Below are 16,732 nucleotides of genomic sequence, written 5' to 3' on the forward strand. Positions count from 1 at the left end.
TCTGAAGGTATTCGTGTGTGCAAACGACTAACCGAATTTTTCAGGAACAGGAGCGGATAGAATGAAGCGAATGGTTCTATATATACTGTTGGGACTGTTGTCCATCAGTATGGTACCGGCACAGACTGAAGCATCACCGGTTACCGGAGCGTATCACTTTGGATTCAAAAAAAGTCAAAACGGTCAACTGCCCTCCATTGATCAGGAAGGCTTTAAGTCGATCTTACAACATAACGATGCCATTTTCCTGGGGGATACAAAACAGAAGGAATTGTATCTCACGTTTGATAACGGGTATGAGAATGGATTTACACCTGCCATACTGGATGTTTTGCGTACCAAGAAGGTACCAGCTGCTTTCTTTGTGACAGGTCATTATCTGAAAGATCAGCCTGAGTTGGTCAAACGTATGGCGGCAGAAGGTCATATTGTCGGTAATCATTCATGGAGTCATCCGGATATGACCCGCATCTCCAATGAAAAGCTTAGAGAGGAACTCGATAAGGTCAAGTCGGAGGTCAATCGGCTGACGGGTCAACAAGCGACCTTTTTACGGCCACCGCGGGGGATTTTTAACAATCGTACGCTTGCAGAGAGCCATGCCCAAGGGTATGTGAACGTGTTCTGGTCTGTTGCTTATAAAGATTGGGATACCAATGTGCAGCGTGGCGCACAATATGCTCATCAACAGGTGTTGAAACAACTCCATCCAGGCGCTGTCATTTTGCTTCATTCGGTATCCAAAGATAACACGGAAGCTCTGGGTTCCATCATTGATGAGGCTCGCAAGCAAGGATATGTATTCAAAAGTCTGGATGATCTGCGGACCAAAAGTTATTGATCCATTATCATAATGAGCAATGGACCAAATGTAGGTCATTCAAAAGTTTAGCAATAATATTAAAGGGCATCCTGAGCGATTAAGCTCGGACTGCCCTTTTTAGTTATAACGGTATGTCAGTCCAAGTATTGGATGTACCAAATACAGATCTAGAAGAAAGGATTGGATTGGGTAATATGATACGATGTAGCGTGTAATACTATAAAACAGTACTATAGATGATTCCAATTGTTTTTGGGCCGCAGTGACTGCATACTACACAACCAGCAGTGGTTAGTTCCACACGGGCACCCGTTTGTTCCTGCAAAGACTTCTGCAAGTCAAGCGCATCCTCTTCAGCCATAGTGTGCACAACAATCAGCAGGTCTGGATCGATCTGATCCTTCTGGCTGAGCGTATTATTCAGCATTTGTTCCAGAGCTTTCTCCCGTTTGCCGCGCACTTTATAGGCAGGTGCCATCTTGCCATCCGTTACCCGGATGACAGGACGAATTTTCAACAGGCTTCCAATCAGGTTCTGCATGCCCGAACAGCGTCCACCTTTATGCAGATACTCTAGTGTATCGATGACAAACTCCGTGCGTACATTTGTTTTCATCGCCTCAATCAGGTGTGTAATCTGAGTCAGGTTTTGCCCTTTATCAGCAGCATGTACAGCTTTCATCACCATGAGTGCAATTCCTGATGAGAGATTCTGTGAGTCAATGACCGATATTCGACCTTCCGGGAACTCGGAACTCGCTAGTCGTGCATTTTGATAGGTAGAGGAAAGTTCAGAAGATAAGCTGATATATAAAATCTCATCCCCTTGATCTATGTAAGGTTGAAATGCCGTTATGAAATCAGCGGGGGAAGGTGCAGCTGTTTTGGGAAGATGCCCATCTTGGCTGACACGTTCATATAGCTGTTCAGGCTTAATCTCAGCACCGTCTTTCAGTGATTCTTCACCGAACACGACATATAAGGGAATGATACCGATATCGTGCTGCTGGATCCATTCTGGAGCCAGATCACTTGTGCTGTCCGCAAAAATTTTGATTCGTGACATGTCAATCTCCTTTGAAAACAATGATTTTGGCAAAAAAATATAGATTATACTTATGTGTAAACCCATTCATTTTAATTATAAGGAAACATGACGCTGATGCAAAGCGTTACATCAGCGTCATGCCTACCAAGATAAGTCCAACGAATAACAGAATCATGATCCCATTTAATAGGGTTCCGATAATGGCAAAAACTTTCTTTCGATTCTTGAGGACAAGACCAATAATTCCGACGATGACTCCGGCCAGATTGAGAATCAGGCAGACCAGAATGGCTAATGAAGCCAGAACCACTGCTGGATGCAAGGCGATCTCTTCTGTCTGCAACGGGGTGAGAACTCCGATGGACTCGTTTACAGCCATGGTGGCAATAAAGAATATCAGGATATAACCCAAGATTGCAACCAATCCAATGACAAAGCTGGCGATCCCAGGTCCGGAATGTTTCAGTGGTGGCATTGGTTGCCTGTCATGATCTGGCGGGTATGCTTCATACCCATTGTTATTGTATGGATCTGCCTGCCCAGAATTCTGATCCGTGTTGTTATAACCTGAATTATAGGAATCGCGATTATCCATAATGTTGACTTGCCTCCCTTAATCATCGTACTGAGTGTTATTAACCTAATCGATGAGTAATGATTAGCTTCATCCCATCTTCTCGATACTGAAAACCAATCTTTTTGAACTTGCACTTAAAATACAACGATTACATACCTGTTTACTTTTCCATAAATATCGGTAAAAATCAAGGATTTACGCTTGTTTCCTACAATTTATAGGGCAGGGATAGAATTGTTAAGTATAAAGAGACATATGATCTTTGAAGCTCCGTCCCGACTGGTAAAGGAGGAGTGGATTCGCTACAATAATAGGAGTGAATTGTAGTTGAATTAAGGGAGAGAACTTATATGCAACGAAGATGGATGATGCTTGGAGCTGTAATGACCATGTTATCGGTGGCGATTGGAGCGTTTGGTGCTCACATGCTCAAGGATACGATTGGGCCGGCGGCCATAGCTACATATGAGACAGGTGTGCAATATCACATGATTCATGCATTGGCTTTGCTCATTATTGGCTTGACGGCTGGTCAACTTGGGGCATCGACAAAACTGAAGTGGGCAGCGCGTCTGTTGTTTATCGGAATTATTGTGTTCTCGGGCAGCTTGTATGTGCTTAGTATTTCTGGCATCAAGATTCTGGGTGCCATCACACCGATTGGTGGGGTAGCCTTCATTGCCGGATGGTTGTTATTGGCATTAGATGTATGGCAGCGAGGTAAGGATCGCTCCTGAACGGTCCAAACAAATCTCGGAGGGTTCAATCCTACATGAACCATAGAACTAAAAAGCAACTTGCGTTAGAATGTCCTGTCATTCTAACGCAAGTTGCTTTTTGTTTTAATCCGATGAAGTTAGTTACAGAAACTCATCGATTTCATTGGTTCGGAATGTATACACCTGTTTTTCATCAACATGGTATATGCTCACAATACTGGTATCTCGATCAAAATTCAGAATACGGCAAGGAATGCTCTGATGTTTACCGTTCTTGTTATTGACAACAATACGGGTGAGTTTATTCTCTTTAATGAGTGTGTCAATCCACGCGTCAAACGAGTTTCCATCGGATACATTGGATGTTTGGGTGGCAGGCTTTTTCTCGCTAACCAGTTTTTCTTGTTGATTCTGTGTTTTGACTGGAGCAGGTGAGGCAGGTGTCTGAGCTGCAGTGGACGCCTTCTGTGCTGCGTTGGCTTTTTTGCGTTCGTTGTGAAGTGTGACGAAAGAGTCCTTCTTGGACTGGAGTGTCGCTTCAATAATTTTGCCTAGCTCTATGCCGGATTGAATCCGAAAGTCCGCAATTTGTTCTTCATTGTTTATGAACTCCAACAGGGACTGCAGTGCCAATGCATTTGAGCGGCTCTTAATAAGTATATCGACATTAAATAAAAAGCCGATGTCCTCTTGATTGGATAAGGTTTCTTTCATTCATCCCAGCCCCGTTAAAAAGTATGTCAGCTCAAAAAAACGCTTCAATTCACTATATCATTAAAAAGGAAATTATCATAGTGCTAGAGACGCAGAAATATGCTGATTAGAATGGGGAAATATCACAATTAAACCTTATTATTCACGTCTTTTCGAAGTTGTCCACAAGACAATCCAGAATGAGGAAACAACATTCGTGACCAGTGGAACAGGAGGTGGATCGGGAAATTTGTTGACCGATGCAGTCTATTATTGTTGGAGAGCGCGTATTGGCATGTGCGGAGCAACTTATCGTATCTCATTTTGGAGTAGAGTCGTAAAGTGTGGTACATGTAAATAATAAACTGTATGAGACAACATTCATTAGTTTTCAAAAGTGCTTAAAGGGAGTTGAGAATGCTAAAAGAAATCAATTTTGACTGTATTTTATGACGAACCCCTTAAAGGCTGTGCTTTTGCTTAACTTCCCTTTATTATGTTGATCTCCAATAAGCTCATGTCCATCCCTAAGCATCTGTACTTTATTGTGTAACAGTCGTCTTCTCGTTATGATACAATGTGTTCATCACACATTAAGGAATGAAGACCATGCATCAAGAGGACAGTGTATTTGAACATATTATGAAGCAGAAAAGATTGAAGCCTGTCAAGCCTGAAACTACAAAAGTTCAAGTTAAACCAATACATAAAAAGAAACTAGCTCAGCAGCCATTAAGTGAATTGGATGTCCAGTTTAAAAAGTCTGTAGCTAAATCAATAGATCGAAGTGTACTTCATAGACGTGTACTGGGAATTAGAAGAGAGTTAACGGAGATAAGGCGATTAAAGAATGATGAGCATACGTTTTAAGGTAGGGCCACTTTGACTCACCTTAGGTGAGGGGTCTTTTTTATTGGTGTTTATTCCCTGCTTAAGGAGTCGCAAATGGAATGGAGGATAATCTCCAGTAACATAAATACTCAAAGTGTGCAGAAGGATATTGGAATGGTAATGACGCTCCCAAGAGACTATACAGAAGTATGGAAGATTGAAGTTGTAATCCAAGATATCTTTACGGAGGTTTGCAGACGTGCCCGGAAAAAGGGATTGATGGGTAGTATAGTCACTTCAATAATTTCTCTCAAGAAGGCAAAGGTAAGTAAAAGAAGCATTCAACTAACTTTTATCTACTTCGGTATTTTGTGTTCATAGATGTGTATTTATAAAAAACATACCTTTGGGTGAAAGTAAGAAAAACTATCTTTAGACTATAAAATCGAAAGGGAGACCAGAGATAATTATCTCAGAGATCTCCCTTATTCTTTATGCAGATTCAACGAAGAAATATAAAATTCCCATAACGACCATTATAGCTACTATAACTATTACAATCCACATAAATCCATTTTTTTTCAAGTTATCATCACCTTTTGAGAATATTTAGAATAACTGTTTCAAATTTCCTAATTAATGGTAACATATTAATATCACCTTGCCTATACTACTATATAACCAATTGAAGGGAATTGATTCAATGTTAAGGAAATTATCAAAAGTTTCGCTCTTACTAGTTCTAGTAACAACGTTATTTGCATCTACGGCATTAGCAAATGCTTCATCTGAACCAGTAGAATATACTGCTGAGGAATATGTGAATTATTTAAATCAACTTATTAGTGAGGGAGATACAGAAGCTATTGAGACTTTGGAACAGTTTACCAACTTAGTGCCTTCCAAGCAAAATGCTTTCCTGAACTTTATCGCTTCAGAAGATTATGTAAATGCGATAGGTGATATGTTATCTGGTAAGGAGGGTTCATTATATGAAGACAAGTATAAGGAAATTTTTATTGAAGTAGAGACTACCACAATAGAAGATAGTCAAGCAAATCAATTTTCAACGAATGCTTTAGCCGCACAAGCCAATCAACATGCATCAGTTAGCCGCTCTGTTAAATTAGCAGCTTTTGGCATTGATACAACTACTATCACTCTGACAGTCAGTTGGGAGCACAATGGAAGCGTGGCAGTAAAACCTCTTCAAGTTATACAAGGTCATACGAATAAAAATCCATTATATTTTTTGAGCGAAACATCAAACAATAGTCCGGGTTTCATTTCTGAGGGCTACTTCAATGCATCGGGCACTTGGACTATGAGAGCAACAGGGGCTGCTGGCTTTTTAAGCGATACATTAGGAATAAATATTAAAGCTTCAACTCCATCGCATAGATATTATTCTTTCACTACCAGTCATTCTAATATGACACCTACCAATGGTTGGGTAGCGTTTTAATACTATTTTTTAAAATGGCATTGTGATAAATGCAAGGGGATTATTGATCCCCTTGTTAAATTACAGAAAAAAATTTAAAAAGTAACATGTAAAATAAACTGAATAAATTTAAGATGATAAATTGCAACTGCCTTGTTACCCTATAAGTACATACAGTGAAGGCGCTTATAATTGCGTCTATTTTAACGTTAGCCAGTGAGTACGTGAAACGCGCAAACAAAAAAACGCATATTGGACATTAAGTGAATTAATACTATTAAAGAATATTTCTACTATCTAAGTCTGCGAAAAGATTTACCAACAGTATATTTGAACTGTAAGTACCCACATTTTCTCAAACACGGCAGGTGTCCACACGACAATCCAGAATGAGGCATACAATTATCGTGACCTGTGGAAGAGGAGGTGGATCGGGAAATTATGGTGACGATGGAGCCCATTGTAGTTGGAGAGCATGTATTGGTTGGGGTGGAAGTCAAGCTGCCCAAAACGACATTACTGACGATTAACACATCCAAAGGATATATCATGTGCGGAGCACTCGACGTGGGATTACTTAATGAGAAGCTCGGGGATCGCAAAATTATTGCGGCTCGGGCGGTTGGAGTGCGTACACTGGAGCAATTGTTGCATGCACCTATGGAATCGGTGACAACAGAAGCCGAGGCCATGGGCATTACGGTTGGCATGACGGGTGTAGAGGCTTTGTTGAAAATGGTCTAATTACTAACAAAAGGGCTCCCCATGTGGGAAGCCCTTCTTTAACGTCGTAATGCAGAGCCTGGCACATCGTAGCTCCTACCTCTATACAAACGAACGCTTTTCATTAAATTAAGCTTCTTCCTTCGCGAACAAGGCAGCCAGGTTTTCTTGGAAAGGTGCGCGAACAACGCCTTTTTCCGTGATAATAGCTGTTACATATTCGTTAGGCGTTACGTCAAATGCTGGATTGTATACTTTGACACCTTGCGGTGCTGTACGTTTGCCAAATCCTTCGGTCACTTCCTCCGCAGCACGTTCCTCAATTGGAATCAGGTCGCCGGATGGAGTGGACAAGTCGATAGTCGACAATGGACTTGCTACATAGAACGGAATATTGTGAGCCTTGGCAAGCACAGCCACACTGTATGTTCCGATTTTGTTAGCTACGTCACCATTCGCTGCAACGCGATCTGTTCCGACGATAACCGCTTGAATCCAACCTTTGGACATGACCATACCTGCCATGTTATCACAGAGCAGCGTAACATCAATGCCGGCTTGTTGTAACTCAAATGCAGTCAGGCGTGCACCCTGAAGTACGGGACGAGTTTCATCTGCAAATACTTTCAGGTGAATACCACGTTCCTGTGCGAGATACATTGGAGCGGTTGCCGTACCATATTTCGCAGTAGCCAGTCCACCTGCATTACAGTGAGTGAGTACACCCATACCATCTTCGAACAATGGCAGTGCATTCTCGCCGATCATGCGGCATACTTCTTCGTCTTCCTTCTGAATCAACAGAGCTTCTACTTCAAGAGCATCATTGCCCTCATCCAGGCTCAGGCCGGATTCAACGACCTCATTTGCTTTTTGCATCATGCGATCCAGTGCCCAGAAAAGGTTCACCGCTGTTGGTCGGGAAGTAGCCAGATGAGCACATATGGATTTTACGTGATCCAACCAACCTTGAACGGTTGTTCCGTCATATGATTTGGCACCCAATACAACACCAAATGCAGCAGCAATACCAATCGCCGGAGCACCGCGTACTTTCATGGAGTGGATGGATTCCCATACTTCCTCGGGTGTATACAGTTTCAACATGAGGATCGTTTCGGGCAACAGACGCTGGTCAAGCATCTCAAGCTTGTCCTTTTTCCAGATAAGAGAGGACAGAGGCTGATATTCAGGGGTTGTCATAGGGGGTTCCCTCCGTTCCTTATGTTAAGCCTTAGTAGTAGTAACAGCTGTGGATACAATATCCAGTACTTCGCCGATGGTATTCAAGCGACGATTGTTCTTGATCAATGCTTTACCAATCGACAACGCTTTACGCTGAGCATGTTCACGTTCAGTCGCATTTGGAATCGTATCTATATCCGCCACGTGAGCGAGTCCCACGATACGACGAACCATTTTGGCACCTGCAAAGCCGATCGAATCTCTGAACAATTGTTGCACATACAGATCTTGATAGCCTGGTGTTTTTGCCATCGGATCAACGAGGTCATTAACCCAGAGGGCACGGAAACGAGATTCGAATTCAGTCCATACATCACGAACCATATTCAGCAAAAGCGTCTCACGCTCACGCAAAGCAGTCTCATCCTGAATCCATCCTGGCAGGGATGCGTAATTCAAGAGCAGGTTCGCAAGGACTGCACCAACATCGAATCCCATGGGGCCGTAATATGCAAATTCGGGATCGATGACCTTGGTTGTTTCAGGTGTAACAAAAATACTGCCTGTATGCAGATCTCCATGAAGCAGTGCCTGTCCGTGTGTCAGGAATTTTTCCCGCAGCAAGGCCACTTCAAGGTGAAGCTCTCCATCTGTACGAAGGGCTTCAGCCTCGTCTTCAATGGAAACATCATAATTATTTTTCTCGGCGATCCGGTAGGGTTCATCAAAGATCAGATCCTCCGTTATTTTACATTGGTCCGGATTAATGAATCTGCCCTGTTGTTCCTTCTTCAATTGCTGATCCATGCCCAAGTCGGATGTGAAGAACAGCGTTCTTGCCATGAATTCCCCAATATGCTGTGCAAAAAGAGGATAGGAAACACCTTCGATCAGGCCTTTGCGCATGATCACATGATCACTCAGATCTTCCATAACTGTTAACGCAAGGTCATCATCGTAATGATACACTTCGGGTACCATCCCTGGACACAGTCGATACTCTTCCTGAAGAATCTCACGTTCAATGCGGGCACGTACCAGAGAGAGCGGCCATGATTCTCCAACCACTTTCGCATAAGGAAGCGCCTGTTTGATAATGATACTTTTATCGGAGTTCTGATCCGTGATGTGGAATACCAAATTCAGATTGCCGTCGCCGATCTCGTGACAATCCAGATTTGCATCTGCCGCAAATGGACCCGGTAATGTTCTGGCCAGTTCAATTGCATCTTGGGGGGTAAACGGGCGATATTGGGACAAGGGTGCCACCTCCATATATATGAAGAAACAGGAAAACCCACTTCTTTGCTTGGTATATGTCAGTATATCGGAAATAACGCGGTTTTTGAACTTTTTTTTGAGACAAGTCAAGTCGATCCTGATTCGAACTTCCGGTTCAAGGGTAAAAACAAATAGGCCGGACGGTTGAGAGAAACACCGTTAACAAGCCTCTCCACTACATGTGGTGACACACTATTAACTCTCTGTTATGCATTGCGGGACAACCTGCTTATCATGACATGACAGACTAATTTTAAATAAAAGGATGGGATTAATATGGCTACAAAAAACAAAACAGATCAAGCAAAATCGGTGGAACAAGTACTTAATCGTCAGGTAGCAAACCTGAACGTATTGTATGTTAAAATCCATAACTATCACTGGTATGTTAAAGGACCTAACTTCTTCACGTTGCATGTGAAATTCGAAGAGTTCTACAACGAAGTTACAGTACAAATGGATGAAATCGCAGAGCGTATCCTTACGCTGAAAGGAAGCCCAGCGGCTACAATGAAAGAGTATCTGGAGCTTTCCTCTATCCAGGAAGCAGCAGGCGGAGAAGATGCAAAAACAATGGTGCAAAACCTGATCGAGGACTTCGCAACACTTTCGAATGAATATCAGGAAGGTATCGAAGTTGCAGATGCAGCTGAAGATCAACCAACATCCGATATGCTGACAGGCTTTAAGGCTGACCTGGAGAAACACATGTGGATGCTTCGCTCTTTCCTTGGTTAATATTACCAAGATTTTGCCTAATACAAATGGTCTCTTACGTAAGCTTTCTGAGCCCGGATCATGTTGTCAGAAACGTCCTAAGCGTCTATACTGCTGACAAGAACGATTGGGGAGGGAACCGCTTATGTTAGAACCAACGATACCGGCTTTAAAAGAATGGGCTTCTGCAATCAAAGCACTGGAAACGGGTCGCCAGATTATGGTGATGCGCAAAGGTGGAATTGTAGAGGAAACCCGACATTTTGAGCTGAAAAGTCCGGCGTTTTACCTGTATCCGACTTATGAACATCAGCGTAAAGAACTGATTAAGTCCTCGGATCAATCCTATGTTGAAGAATCACTGGCCGAATGGGTGCCCGAAGCTTCGACAATCCGTATTACTGCATATGCCGAAGTAACGCAGGATCTGGAGATACGAGATCAGGAGATGCTGGATCGACTTCTTGACTTTCATATGTGGACAGCGGATTTTGCCGAAGACCGTTTGAAATGGAAACGGAAAGATCCGCTCCATGTATTGATTTTACGTGTGTACCTTTTGAAAGAACCGATGGAAATCCCCGTACTGCCTGAATATAACGGTTGTCGTTCATGGATTTCTATTCCGAATGGTCCGGTGCCGCGCGAAATGACGCCGGTGGTGGACGTTGCGGATTTTGACGAACAGGTACAGAAGATTAACGAGATGCTCAAATTGTAAATAATAACGTTATTTAACGGAGGGACTTGTCCATGATATGGATAAGTCCTTTTTTTAGATTAGTGTACAACAGATGACATAAAAGCTTGAATTGCTGTGATTTTTCTCACTGTACATTTGTGAGTAAGATGTTTTCTAATTTGATTCAATTTGTCTTTTAATATAGAATCAGAAAGAATAATGTTTCCTGCAAGGGACAAACGTTCTTAGGAAATGACTTGATTATCATTGAGAATCAGTTTAGAATTATTCTAAAGTGTTCTTGCTTTGAAAGATTCAAGTACAGGAGAAATTCAGGGGAAGCCCTGTTCAGATATAATAGGCGCTTTTTCTTTTTCGACAACAACATCAATTTAATCAATGGAGGGAAACAATACACATGGCTACGAATTTCGTCATTGAAGGTCTGAAAGCGACGATCGAAGGTAAGGAAATCCTGAAAGGCATCAACCTGGAAATGAAAGGTGGAGAAATCCACGCAATCATGGGACCAAACGGAACAGGTAAATCCACTCTGGCTTCTGCATTGATGGGCCACCCTAAATATGAAGTAACAGACGGTACAATTACACTTGATGGTGAAGATGTATTGGATATGGCAGTAGATGAGCGTGCACGTGCAGGTCTTTTCCTGGCTATGCAATACCCAAGTGAAATTGCAGGTGTTACAAACTCCGACTTCTTGCGTAGTGCAATTAACGCACGTCGTGGCGAAGGTAACGAGATCTCCCTGATCAAGTTCATTCGTCAAATGGAAGGTAAAATGAAAGAACTCGACATGAATCCTGAGTTCGCTCACCGTTACCTGAATGAAGGTTTCTCCGGTGGTGAGAAAAAACGTAACGAGATTCTGCAAATGATGCTGCTTGATCCGAAAATCGTAGTACTTGATGAAATTGACTCCGGTCTGGACATCGATGCTTTGAAAATCGTGGCTGACGGTGTGAACGCTATGAAGAGCGAAGACCGTGGCTTCCTGATCATCACTCACTACCAACGTCTGTTGAACTACATTACGCCTGACTATGTTCACGTAATGATGCAAGGTCGTATCGTGAAATCCGGCGGACCTGAATTGGCTCACCGTCTGGAAGCGGAAGGGTATGACTGGGTAAAGGCAGAGCTGGGAATTACAGACGAAACTGTAGGCCAAGAAGCGTAAAGACAAAACGGAGGAGGATTAATTAATGACTACACAAACAATTCTTCCGGTTGAATCTGAAGCGCTTCGCGCCTTGTCGGAAAGCAACAATGAACCCGGCTGGTTGACCGAACAGCGGCTTGAAGCTTTAAAGCTTGCGAGCGGGCTTGCGCTTCCTAAACTGGAAAAACAAAAAATCGAACGCTGGAATGTCAGCGAGTACGGAACATATAAAACAAGTGAAGCCATTTCTTCTTTGACAGAAGTACCTGCTTCTATCAAAGATCTGGTTCAGGATCAAGCTGAAGGCAGTCTGGTTATCCAACGCAATTCCGGTACGGTATACTCTAAAGTGTCTGCTGATCTGGCAGCAAAAGGAGTTATCTTTACGGATCTGGCTACAGCGGTTCGCGAACATGGCGATCTGGTAAAACAATATCTGAACACAGCGGTGAAAGCCGATGAGCATTCCCTCGCTGCACTGCATGCGGCACTTTGGAATGGCGGGGTCTTCCTGTATGTTCCGAAAAATGTCGAAATCGAAGTACCACTGCAAGCAGTGTTGCTTACGGATGACGCATCTGCAACGTTTGCACCTCACGTGCTTGTGGTTGCAGAAGCAAACAGTTCAGTAACTTATGTTGATAACTATGTATCTGGCGAATTGTCCGCACCTGTTTTCCATAATGGTGTTGTGGAAGTATTCGCAAAATCCGGTGCTAAAGTACGTTTCGCATCGGTTCATCAACTGAGTGTGAATGTAACTGATGTTTCATTCCGTCGTGCAGTATTGGAGAATGATGCTTCCATCGAGTGGATTGTAGGCGAAATGAATAACGGCGATACAGCGAGTAACACGATGACCGTGCTGAAAGGCAATGGATCAAGTTCTGATTCCAAAGTCATCGCTGTAGGTTCCGGTTCGCAGAAAATCAACTACACCACAGAAGCCCGTCACTTCGGCAAGAATACACCAAGTCAGATGATTACACGTGCAGTTATGCGTGAAGAAGCTTCTGCAATCATCAACGGGATCACGAAGATTGAGAAAGGCGCTACCAAAGCCGATGGACAGCAGACAGAGAAAGTGTTGATGCTGAGCCCTAAAGCACGTGGAGACGCCAACCCAATCCTCCTTATTGATGAGGATGATGTAACAGCAGGTCACGCGGCTTCTGTTGGTCAAGTCAATGCCGAGCAGATTCATTACTTGATGTCGCGCGGAATTAACCGTACGGATGCCGAACGCCTGATCATCTATGGCTTCCTGGCTCCGGTGGTGGCGGATATTCCTTTGGAAGCACTGCGCACCCAATTGCAGTCTCTGATTGAGAAGAAGCTGGGACAATGAACCCATCCATTCGCGAGCAGTTCCCGATCCTCCACCAGGAAATTAACGGACACCCGCTCGTATATTTAGATAGTGCTGCAACTTCACAGAAGCCTCATGCTGTGATTGAAGCAGTCAAACATTATTATGAGTATGAGAACTCCAACGTACACCGCGGTGTTCATACCCTTGGAAGCCGTGCAACGGACGCCTACGAAGGCGCACGTGAGAAGGTAGCCAAGTTTATCAATGCCCGCCGTACACAGGAGATTATCTTTACCCGCGGGACAACGACAGCCCTGAATCTGGTGGCTTCATCATATGCCCGCGCCAATTGCAAAGAAGGCGATGAAATTGTTATCACGCAAATGGAGCACCATAGTAATCTGATTCCTTGGCAGCAAGTTGCCAAGGAGACAGGTGCAACATTGAAATACATTCCGCTTCAGCCTGACGGTCATATTGAATTGGCTGATGTCGAGAAGACGATTACGAACAATACTAAAATTGTAGCAATCGCTTATGTATCCAATGTTATGGGTCTGATCCATCCGGTGAAACAAATTGCTGAAATTGCACACCGCAATGGTGCTGTCATCGTTGTTGATGGCGCACAAAGCACACCTCACATGAAGGTGGACGTTCAGGATCTGGACTGTGATTTCTATGCATTATCCGGACATAAAATGTGCGGACCAACCGGAATCGGTGCACTCTACGGCAAAAAGGCGCTGCTGGAGTCCATGGAACCCATTGAGTTCGGTGGTGAAATGATTGATGATGTGGGTCTGTACGAATCCAACTGGAAAGAGCTTCCCTGGAAGTTCGAAGGCGGAACCCCAATTATCGCAGGCGCGGTAGGGTTGGGAGCTGCCATTGATTTTCTGGAGCAGATTGGTATGGATGAGATTGCACATCATGAGAGTGTGCTGGCAGCTTATGCAACAGAACGACTGGCTGAGATCGATGGGTTAACCATCTATGGCCCAGCCAAGCGGCATGTGGGTGTCGTTACCTTTAATCTGGAGGATGTTCATCCGCATGATGTGGCAACTGTGCTGGATGCGAGTGGCGTAGCCATTCGTGCCGGACATCATTGCTGTCAACCGCTAATGCGCTGGCTTGAAGTTAGCTCAACAGCTCGTGCCAGCTTCTATCTATACAATAACGAACAAGATGTAGATCGGCTTGTCAGCGCCTTAATCCAGACAAAGGAGTATTTTGGCGATGCAACTTGATGATCTGTACAGACGTGTTATAATGGACCACTACAAAAACCCGCGTAACCGCGGAACATTTGATAATGACGCTGTCACGGTGAATTTGAACAATCCAACGTGCGGCGACCGGATTTCACTGCAAATTTTGCTGAAAGACGGAATCGTTCAGGAAGCCAAATATACGGGTGAAGGCTGCTCCATCAGCATGTCCTCTGCATCGATGATGACAGAGGCTGTCAAAGGCAAAACGATGGAGCAGGCACTCGATATCGCTAACCGTTTTTCCTCACTGATGAAAGGTGAAGAAGTCGATTTCGACGATTATGAAGATCTCGAAGCCCTATCCGGTGTGAACAAGTTCCCTGCACGCATCAAATGTGCCACTCTGGCCTGGAATGCATTACGCAAAGGGATTGACGAAGAGAACAAAGTACAATAACGATAGGGAGGTAGAGCAAGATGGCTAAAAAAGCACCAGAAATGGAAGAGTACAAATATGGTTTTCGCGACGAGCACAAATCCATCTTTCAAACCGGTAAAGGTCTGACTGCAGAAGTAGTTACCGAGATTTCCAAGATTAAGAATGAACCGGATTGGATGTTGGAATTCCGTTTGAAATCCTTGAAACAATTCGAAAAGATGCCAATGCCAAAATGGGGCGGAGATCTCGACGGATTGGATTTCAATGAAATTCAATATTATGTGCGTGCTTCTGAAAAACAAGGTAAAACATGGGAGGAAGTTCCTTCCGAAATCAAGGAAACCTTTGATAAATTGGGTATCCCTGAAGCAGAGCAAAAGTTCCTTGCAGGTGTATCGGCTCAGTATGAGTCCGAGGTTGTATATCACAACATGCAAAAGGAATTGGAAGACCAAGGTGTAATCTTCATGGATACGGATACGGCTCTTAGAGAGCATCCAGAAATCCTGCGTGAATATTTTGCAACGGTTATTCCACCAGCAGATAACAAATTTGCTGCATTGAATAGTGCGGTTTGGTCCGGAGGAAGCTTCATCTACGTGCCTAAGGGCGTTAAATGTGAAGTGCCTCTGCAAGCCTACTTCCGGATCAACTCCGAGAATATGGGACAATTCGAGCGTACACTCATCATTGCTGACGAAGATAGCTTCGTTCACTATGTTGAGGGCTGTACAGCTCCAATCTACAGCACGAACTCACTGCATAGTGCGGTCGTTGAGATCATCTGTAAGAAAAATGCTCGTGTTCGTTACACAACGATTCAAAACTGGGCACCAAACATCTACAACCTCGTTACGAAACGTGCGGTTGCAGAAGAAAATGCAACGATGGAATGGGTCGATGGTAACATCGGTTCCAAACTGACAATGAAATATCCAGCGGTTGTACTGAAAGGCCGTGGAGCTAAAGGTTCCGTACTCTCCATCGCTGTAGCTGGTAAAAACCAGCATCAGGATGCAGGTGCGAAAATGATCCACTTGGCTCCGGATACAACATCTACGATTGTATCCAAGTCCATCAGTAAACATGGTGGTAAAGTAACGTATCGTGGTTTGGCTTCCTTTGGACGTCAAGCTGAGGGCGCGAAATCCAACATCAAATGTGATACACTCATTCTCGATAATGAGTCCACATCGGATACAATTCCTTACAATGAAATCATGAATGATAACATCATGCTGGAGCATGAAGCTACAGTATCCAAAGTGTCTGAGGATCAGCTCTTCTACCTGATGAGCCGCGGTCTGACTGATGCAGAAGCAACACAGATGATTATCATGGGCTTCATTGAGCCATTCACGAAGGAATTGCCAATGGAATACGCCGTTGAGATGAATAGATTGATCAAGTTCGAAATGGAAGGCTCCATTGGTTAAATAAATTCAGAAGTAAAACCGGCTAAACGGTATTGAAGGTGGTATAATTACCAGCTTCAATACCGTTTTAATTATGTTAGCTGTGATGTAAATGAAAGCAACAATTGTTTTGTTAATATCTGCTTGAATAGTTGTGATTTAGAAGTAATAGTGTGGGCGCATACTTTTATACATAATTGACCGTAATCAAATTAAAGGTAAATGACAAATGTTATAGAGGAGGCTGATCGTAGTCACTATACGTAATCTTCTATAATATTAAAGTCCTGGTCAAACTGTGGACAAACCATTTATGATCACCACATATAACCTATCAAACTGTAACTGGTTTATCAGATTGGCTGCGCAATTCATTAGGAGAATACACTCCTTAAATGATTATGGTTGTGAGGGCTATCAAGTTGGTTTAATTCTTATGAAAT

The 16,732-nt window shown here is 43.4% G+C and carries 18 protein-coding genes; 13 read left to right on the forward strand and 5 right to left on the reverse strand.

All coding sequences use genetic code 11. From position 1 onward, the window contains the following. Positions 1 to 61: 61 nt before the first annotated feature. Positions 62 to 841: a delta-lactam-biosynthetic de-N-acetylase gene (pdaA, locus tag MHB43_RS09795; protein ID WP_339183583.1), complete on the forward strand. Its 780-nt coding sequence runs from the start codon at positions 62 to 64 to the stop codon at positions 839 to 841. Positions 842 to 1,040: 199 nt separating this feature from the next. On the opposite strand, the gene MHB43_RS09800 is transcribed toward pdaA, so the two are convergent. Beyond that, on the reverse strand, positions 1,041 to 1,889 hold the full coding sequence (locus MHB43_RS09800; protein ID WP_339183585.1) for a DegV family protein: 849 nt from the start codon (positions 1,887 to 1,889) through the stop codon (positions 1,041 to 1,043). Positions 1,890 to 1,995: 106 nt separating this feature from the next. Beyond that, positions 1,996 to 2,466 carry a hypothetical protein gene (locus MHB43_RS09805; RefSeq protein ID WP_339183587.1) on the reverse strand — a complete coding sequence of 157 codons (471 nt, stop codon included), beginning with the start codon at positions 2,464 to 2,466 and terminating at the stop codon, positions 1,996 to 1,998. A 332-nt stretch (positions 2,467 to 2,798) separates the two neighbouring features. Here MHB43_RS09805 and MHB43_RS09810 point away from each other — a divergent pair, with 332 nt between their 5' ends. Beyond that, complete coding sequence (locus tag MHB43_RS09810; protein WP_017689551.1) at positions 2,799 to 3,185, forward strand: DUF423 domain-containing protein; 387 nt, start codon at positions 2,799 to 2,801, stop codon at positions 3,183 to 3,185. A 123-nt stretch (positions 3,186 to 3,308) separates the two neighbouring features. Here the strand turns inward: MHB43_RS09810 and MHB43_RS09815 are convergent, their stop codons facing one another. Then, complete coding sequence (locus MHB43_RS09815) at positions 3,309 to 3,881, reverse strand: hypothetical protein (RefSeq protein ID WP_339183589.1); 573 nt, start codon at positions 3,879 to 3,881, stop codon at positions 3,309 to 3,311. A 588-nt stretch (positions 3,882 to 4,469) separates the two neighbouring features. Between MHB43_RS09815 and MHB43_RS09820 the strand changes: the two genes are divergently transcribed. From MHB43_RS09820 to MHB43_RS09835, 4 genes are all read left to right on the forward strand, one after another. Then, positions 4,470 to 4,730, forward strand: coding sequence for a hypothetical protein (locus MHB43_RS09820; RefSeq protein ID WP_339183591.1), 261 nt, complete (start codon positions 4,470 to 4,472; stop codon positions 4,728 to 4,730). Between the two features lie 135 nt (positions 4,731 to 4,865). Next, positions 4,866 to 5,072: a hypothetical protein gene (locus MHB43_RS09825; protein WP_405132412.1), complete on the forward strand. Its 207-nt coding sequence runs from the start codon at positions 4,866 to 4,868 to the stop codon at positions 5,070 to 5,072. A 322-nt stretch (positions 5,073 to 5,394) separates the two neighbouring features. Then, positions 5,395 to 6,156, forward strand: a complete 762-nt coding sequence (locus MHB43_RS09830; RefSeq protein WP_339183594.1) for a hypothetical protein — start codon at positions 5,395 to 5,397, stop codon at positions 6,154 to 6,156. A gap of 420 nt (positions 6,157 to 6,576) precedes the next feature. Next, positions 6,577 to 6,879: a DUF1805 domain-containing protein gene (locus tag MHB43_RS09835; RefSeq protein WP_339183597.1), complete on the forward strand. Its 303-nt coding sequence runs from the start codon at positions 6,577 to 6,579 to the stop codon at positions 6,877 to 6,879. A gap of 108 nt (positions 6,880 to 6,987) precedes the next feature. Here MHB43_RS09835 and mtnA read toward each other — a convergent pair whose 3' ends face one another. Together mtnA and mtnK are read right to left on the reverse strand one after the other, a co-directional pair. Further along, on the reverse strand, positions 6,988 to 8,061 hold the full coding sequence (gene mtnA, locus MHB43_RS09840) for an S-methyl-5-thioribose-1-phosphate isomerase (RefSeq protein ID WP_036609936.1): 1,074 nt from the start codon (positions 8,059 to 8,061) through the stop codon (positions 6,988 to 6,990). Positions 8,062 to 8,085: 24 nt separating this feature from the next. Further along, entirely contained in the window at positions 8,086 to 9,303 is a 1,218-nt protein-coding gene (gene mtnK, locus MHB43_RS09845; protein ID WP_339185373.1) for an S-methyl-5-thioribose kinase, read from the reverse strand. Between the two features lie 297 nt (positions 9,304 to 9,600). Here mtnK and MHB43_RS09850 point away from each other — a divergent pair, with 297 nt between their 5' ends. From MHB43_RS09850 to sufB, 7 genes are all read left to right on the forward strand, one after another. Further along, a complete protein-coding gene (locus MHB43_RS09850) occupies positions 9,601 to 10,062 on the forward strand; it encodes a Dps family protein (RefSeq protein WP_017689542.1) in 462 nt (153 codons plus the stop codon). A 124-nt stretch (positions 10,063 to 10,186) separates the two neighbouring features. Further along, positions 10,187 to 10,762: a DUF1802 family protein gene (locus MHB43_RS09855; protein WP_017689541.1), complete on the forward strand. Its 576-nt coding sequence runs from the start codon at positions 10,187 to 10,189 to the stop codon at positions 10,760 to 10,762. Between the two features lie 379 nt (positions 10,763 to 11,141). Continuing rightward, on the forward strand, positions 11,142 to 11,924 hold the full coding sequence (gene sufC / locus MHB43_RS09860) for a Fe-S cluster assembly ATPase SufC (protein ID WP_017689540.1): 783 nt from the start codon (positions 11,142 to 11,144) through the stop codon (positions 11,922 to 11,924). A gap of 25 nt (positions 11,925 to 11,949) precedes the next feature. After that, positions 11,950 to 13,254, forward strand: a complete 1,305-nt coding sequence (gene sufD, locus MHB43_RS09865) for a Fe-S cluster assembly protein SufD (RefSeq protein WP_036609929.1) — start codon at positions 11,950 to 11,952, stop codon at positions 13,252 to 13,254. Beyond that, the gene (locus tag MHB43_RS09870; protein WP_339183602.1) at positions 13,251 to 14,471 is read left to right on the forward strand and encodes a cysteine desulfurase; all 1,221 of its coding nucleotides are present in this window, start codon (positions 13,251 to 13,253) and stop codon (positions 14,469 to 14,471) included. The genes sufD and MHB43_RS09870 overlap by 4 nt, the downstream gene beginning before the upstream one ends. Next, positions 14,461 to 14,892 carry a Fe-S cluster assembly sulfur transfer protein SufU gene (gene sufU, locus MHB43_RS09875; RefSeq protein ID WP_017689537.1) on the forward strand — a complete coding sequence of 144 codons (432 nt, stop codon included), beginning with the start codon at positions 14,461 to 14,463 and terminating at the stop codon, positions 14,890 to 14,892. The genes MHB43_RS09870 and sufU overlap by 11 nt, the downstream gene beginning before the upstream one ends. Before the next feature lie 20 nt (positions 14,893 to 14,912). Beyond that, on the forward strand, positions 14,913 to 16,310 hold the full coding sequence (gene sufB, locus MHB43_RS09880; protein ID WP_076209130.1) for a Fe-S cluster assembly protein SufB: 1,398 nt from the start codon (positions 14,913 to 14,915) through the stop codon (positions 16,308 to 16,310). The last annotated feature ends 422 nt before the right edge of the window (positions 16,311 to 16,732 follow it).

Origin of the sequence: Paenibacillus sp. FSL H8-0317, assembly GCF_045040685.1 — a bacterium.
GTDB lineage: Bacteria > Bacillota > Bacilli > Paenibacillales > Paenibacillaceae > Paenibacillus.

Coding starts and splice junctions, on each gene's coding strand:
- sufC (WP_017689540.1), top strand. CDS start 11,142: ATGGCTACGAATTTCGTCATTGAAGGTCTGAAAGCGACGATCGAAGGT.
- MHB43_RS09830 (WP_339183594.1), top strand. CDS start 5,395: ATGTTAAGGAAATTATCAAAAGTTTCGCTCTTACTAGTTCTAGTAACA.
- pdaA (WP_339183583.1), top strand. CDS start 62: ATGAAGCGAATGGTTCTATATATACTGTTGGGACTGTTGTCCATCAGT.
- MHB43_RS09855 (WP_017689541.1), top strand. CDS start 10,187: ATGTTAGAACCAACGATACCGGCTTTAAAAGAATGGGCTTCTGCAATC.
- MHB43_RS09805 (WP_339183587.1), bottom strand. CDS start 2,466: ATGGATAATCGCGATTCCTATAATTCAGGTTATAACAACACGGATCAG.
- MHB43_RS09825 (WP_405132412.1), top strand. CDS start 4,866: ATGGTAATGACGCTCCCAAGAGACTATACAGAAGTATGGAAGATTGAA.
- mtnA (WP_036609936.1), bottom strand. CDS start 8,061: ATGACAACCCCTGAATATCAGCCTCTGTCCTCTCTTATCTGGAAAAAG.
- MHB43_RS09835 (WP_339183597.1), top strand. CDS start 6,577: ATGGTGACGATGGAGCCCATTGTAGTTGGAGAGCATGTATTGGTTGGG.
- sufB (WP_076209130.1), top strand. CDS start 14,913: ATGGCTAAAAAAGCACCAGAAATGGAAGAGTACAAATATGGTTTTCGC.
- sufU (WP_017689537.1), top strand. CDS start 14,461: ATGCAACTTGATGATCTGTACAGACGTGTTATAATGGACCACTACAAA.
- sufD (WP_036609929.1), top strand. CDS start 11,950: ATGACTACACAAACAATTCTTCCGGTTGAATCTGAAGCGCTTCGCGCC.
- MHB43_RS09820 (WP_339183591.1), top strand. CDS start 4,470: ATGCATCAAGAGGACAGTGTATTTGAACATATTATGAAGCAGAAAAGA.
- MHB43_RS09815 (WP_339183589.1), bottom strand. CDS start 3,881: ATGAAAGAAACCTTATCCAATCAAGAGGACATCGGCTTTTTATTTAAT.
- MHB43_RS09810 (WP_017689551.1), top strand. CDS start 2,799: ATGCAACGAAGATGGATGATGCTTGGAGCTGTAATGACCATGTTATCG.
- MHB43_RS09800 (WP_339183585.1), bottom strand. CDS start 1,889: ATGTCACGAATCAAAATTTTTGCGGACAGCACAAGTGATCTGGCTCCA.
- MHB43_RS09850 (WP_017689542.1), top strand. CDS start 9,601: ATGGCTACAAAAAACAAAACAGATCAAGCAAAATCGGTGGAACAAGTA.
- MHB43_RS09870 (WP_339183602.1), top strand. CDS start 13,251: ATGAACCCATCCATTCGCGAGCAGTTCCCGATCCTCCACCAGGAAATT.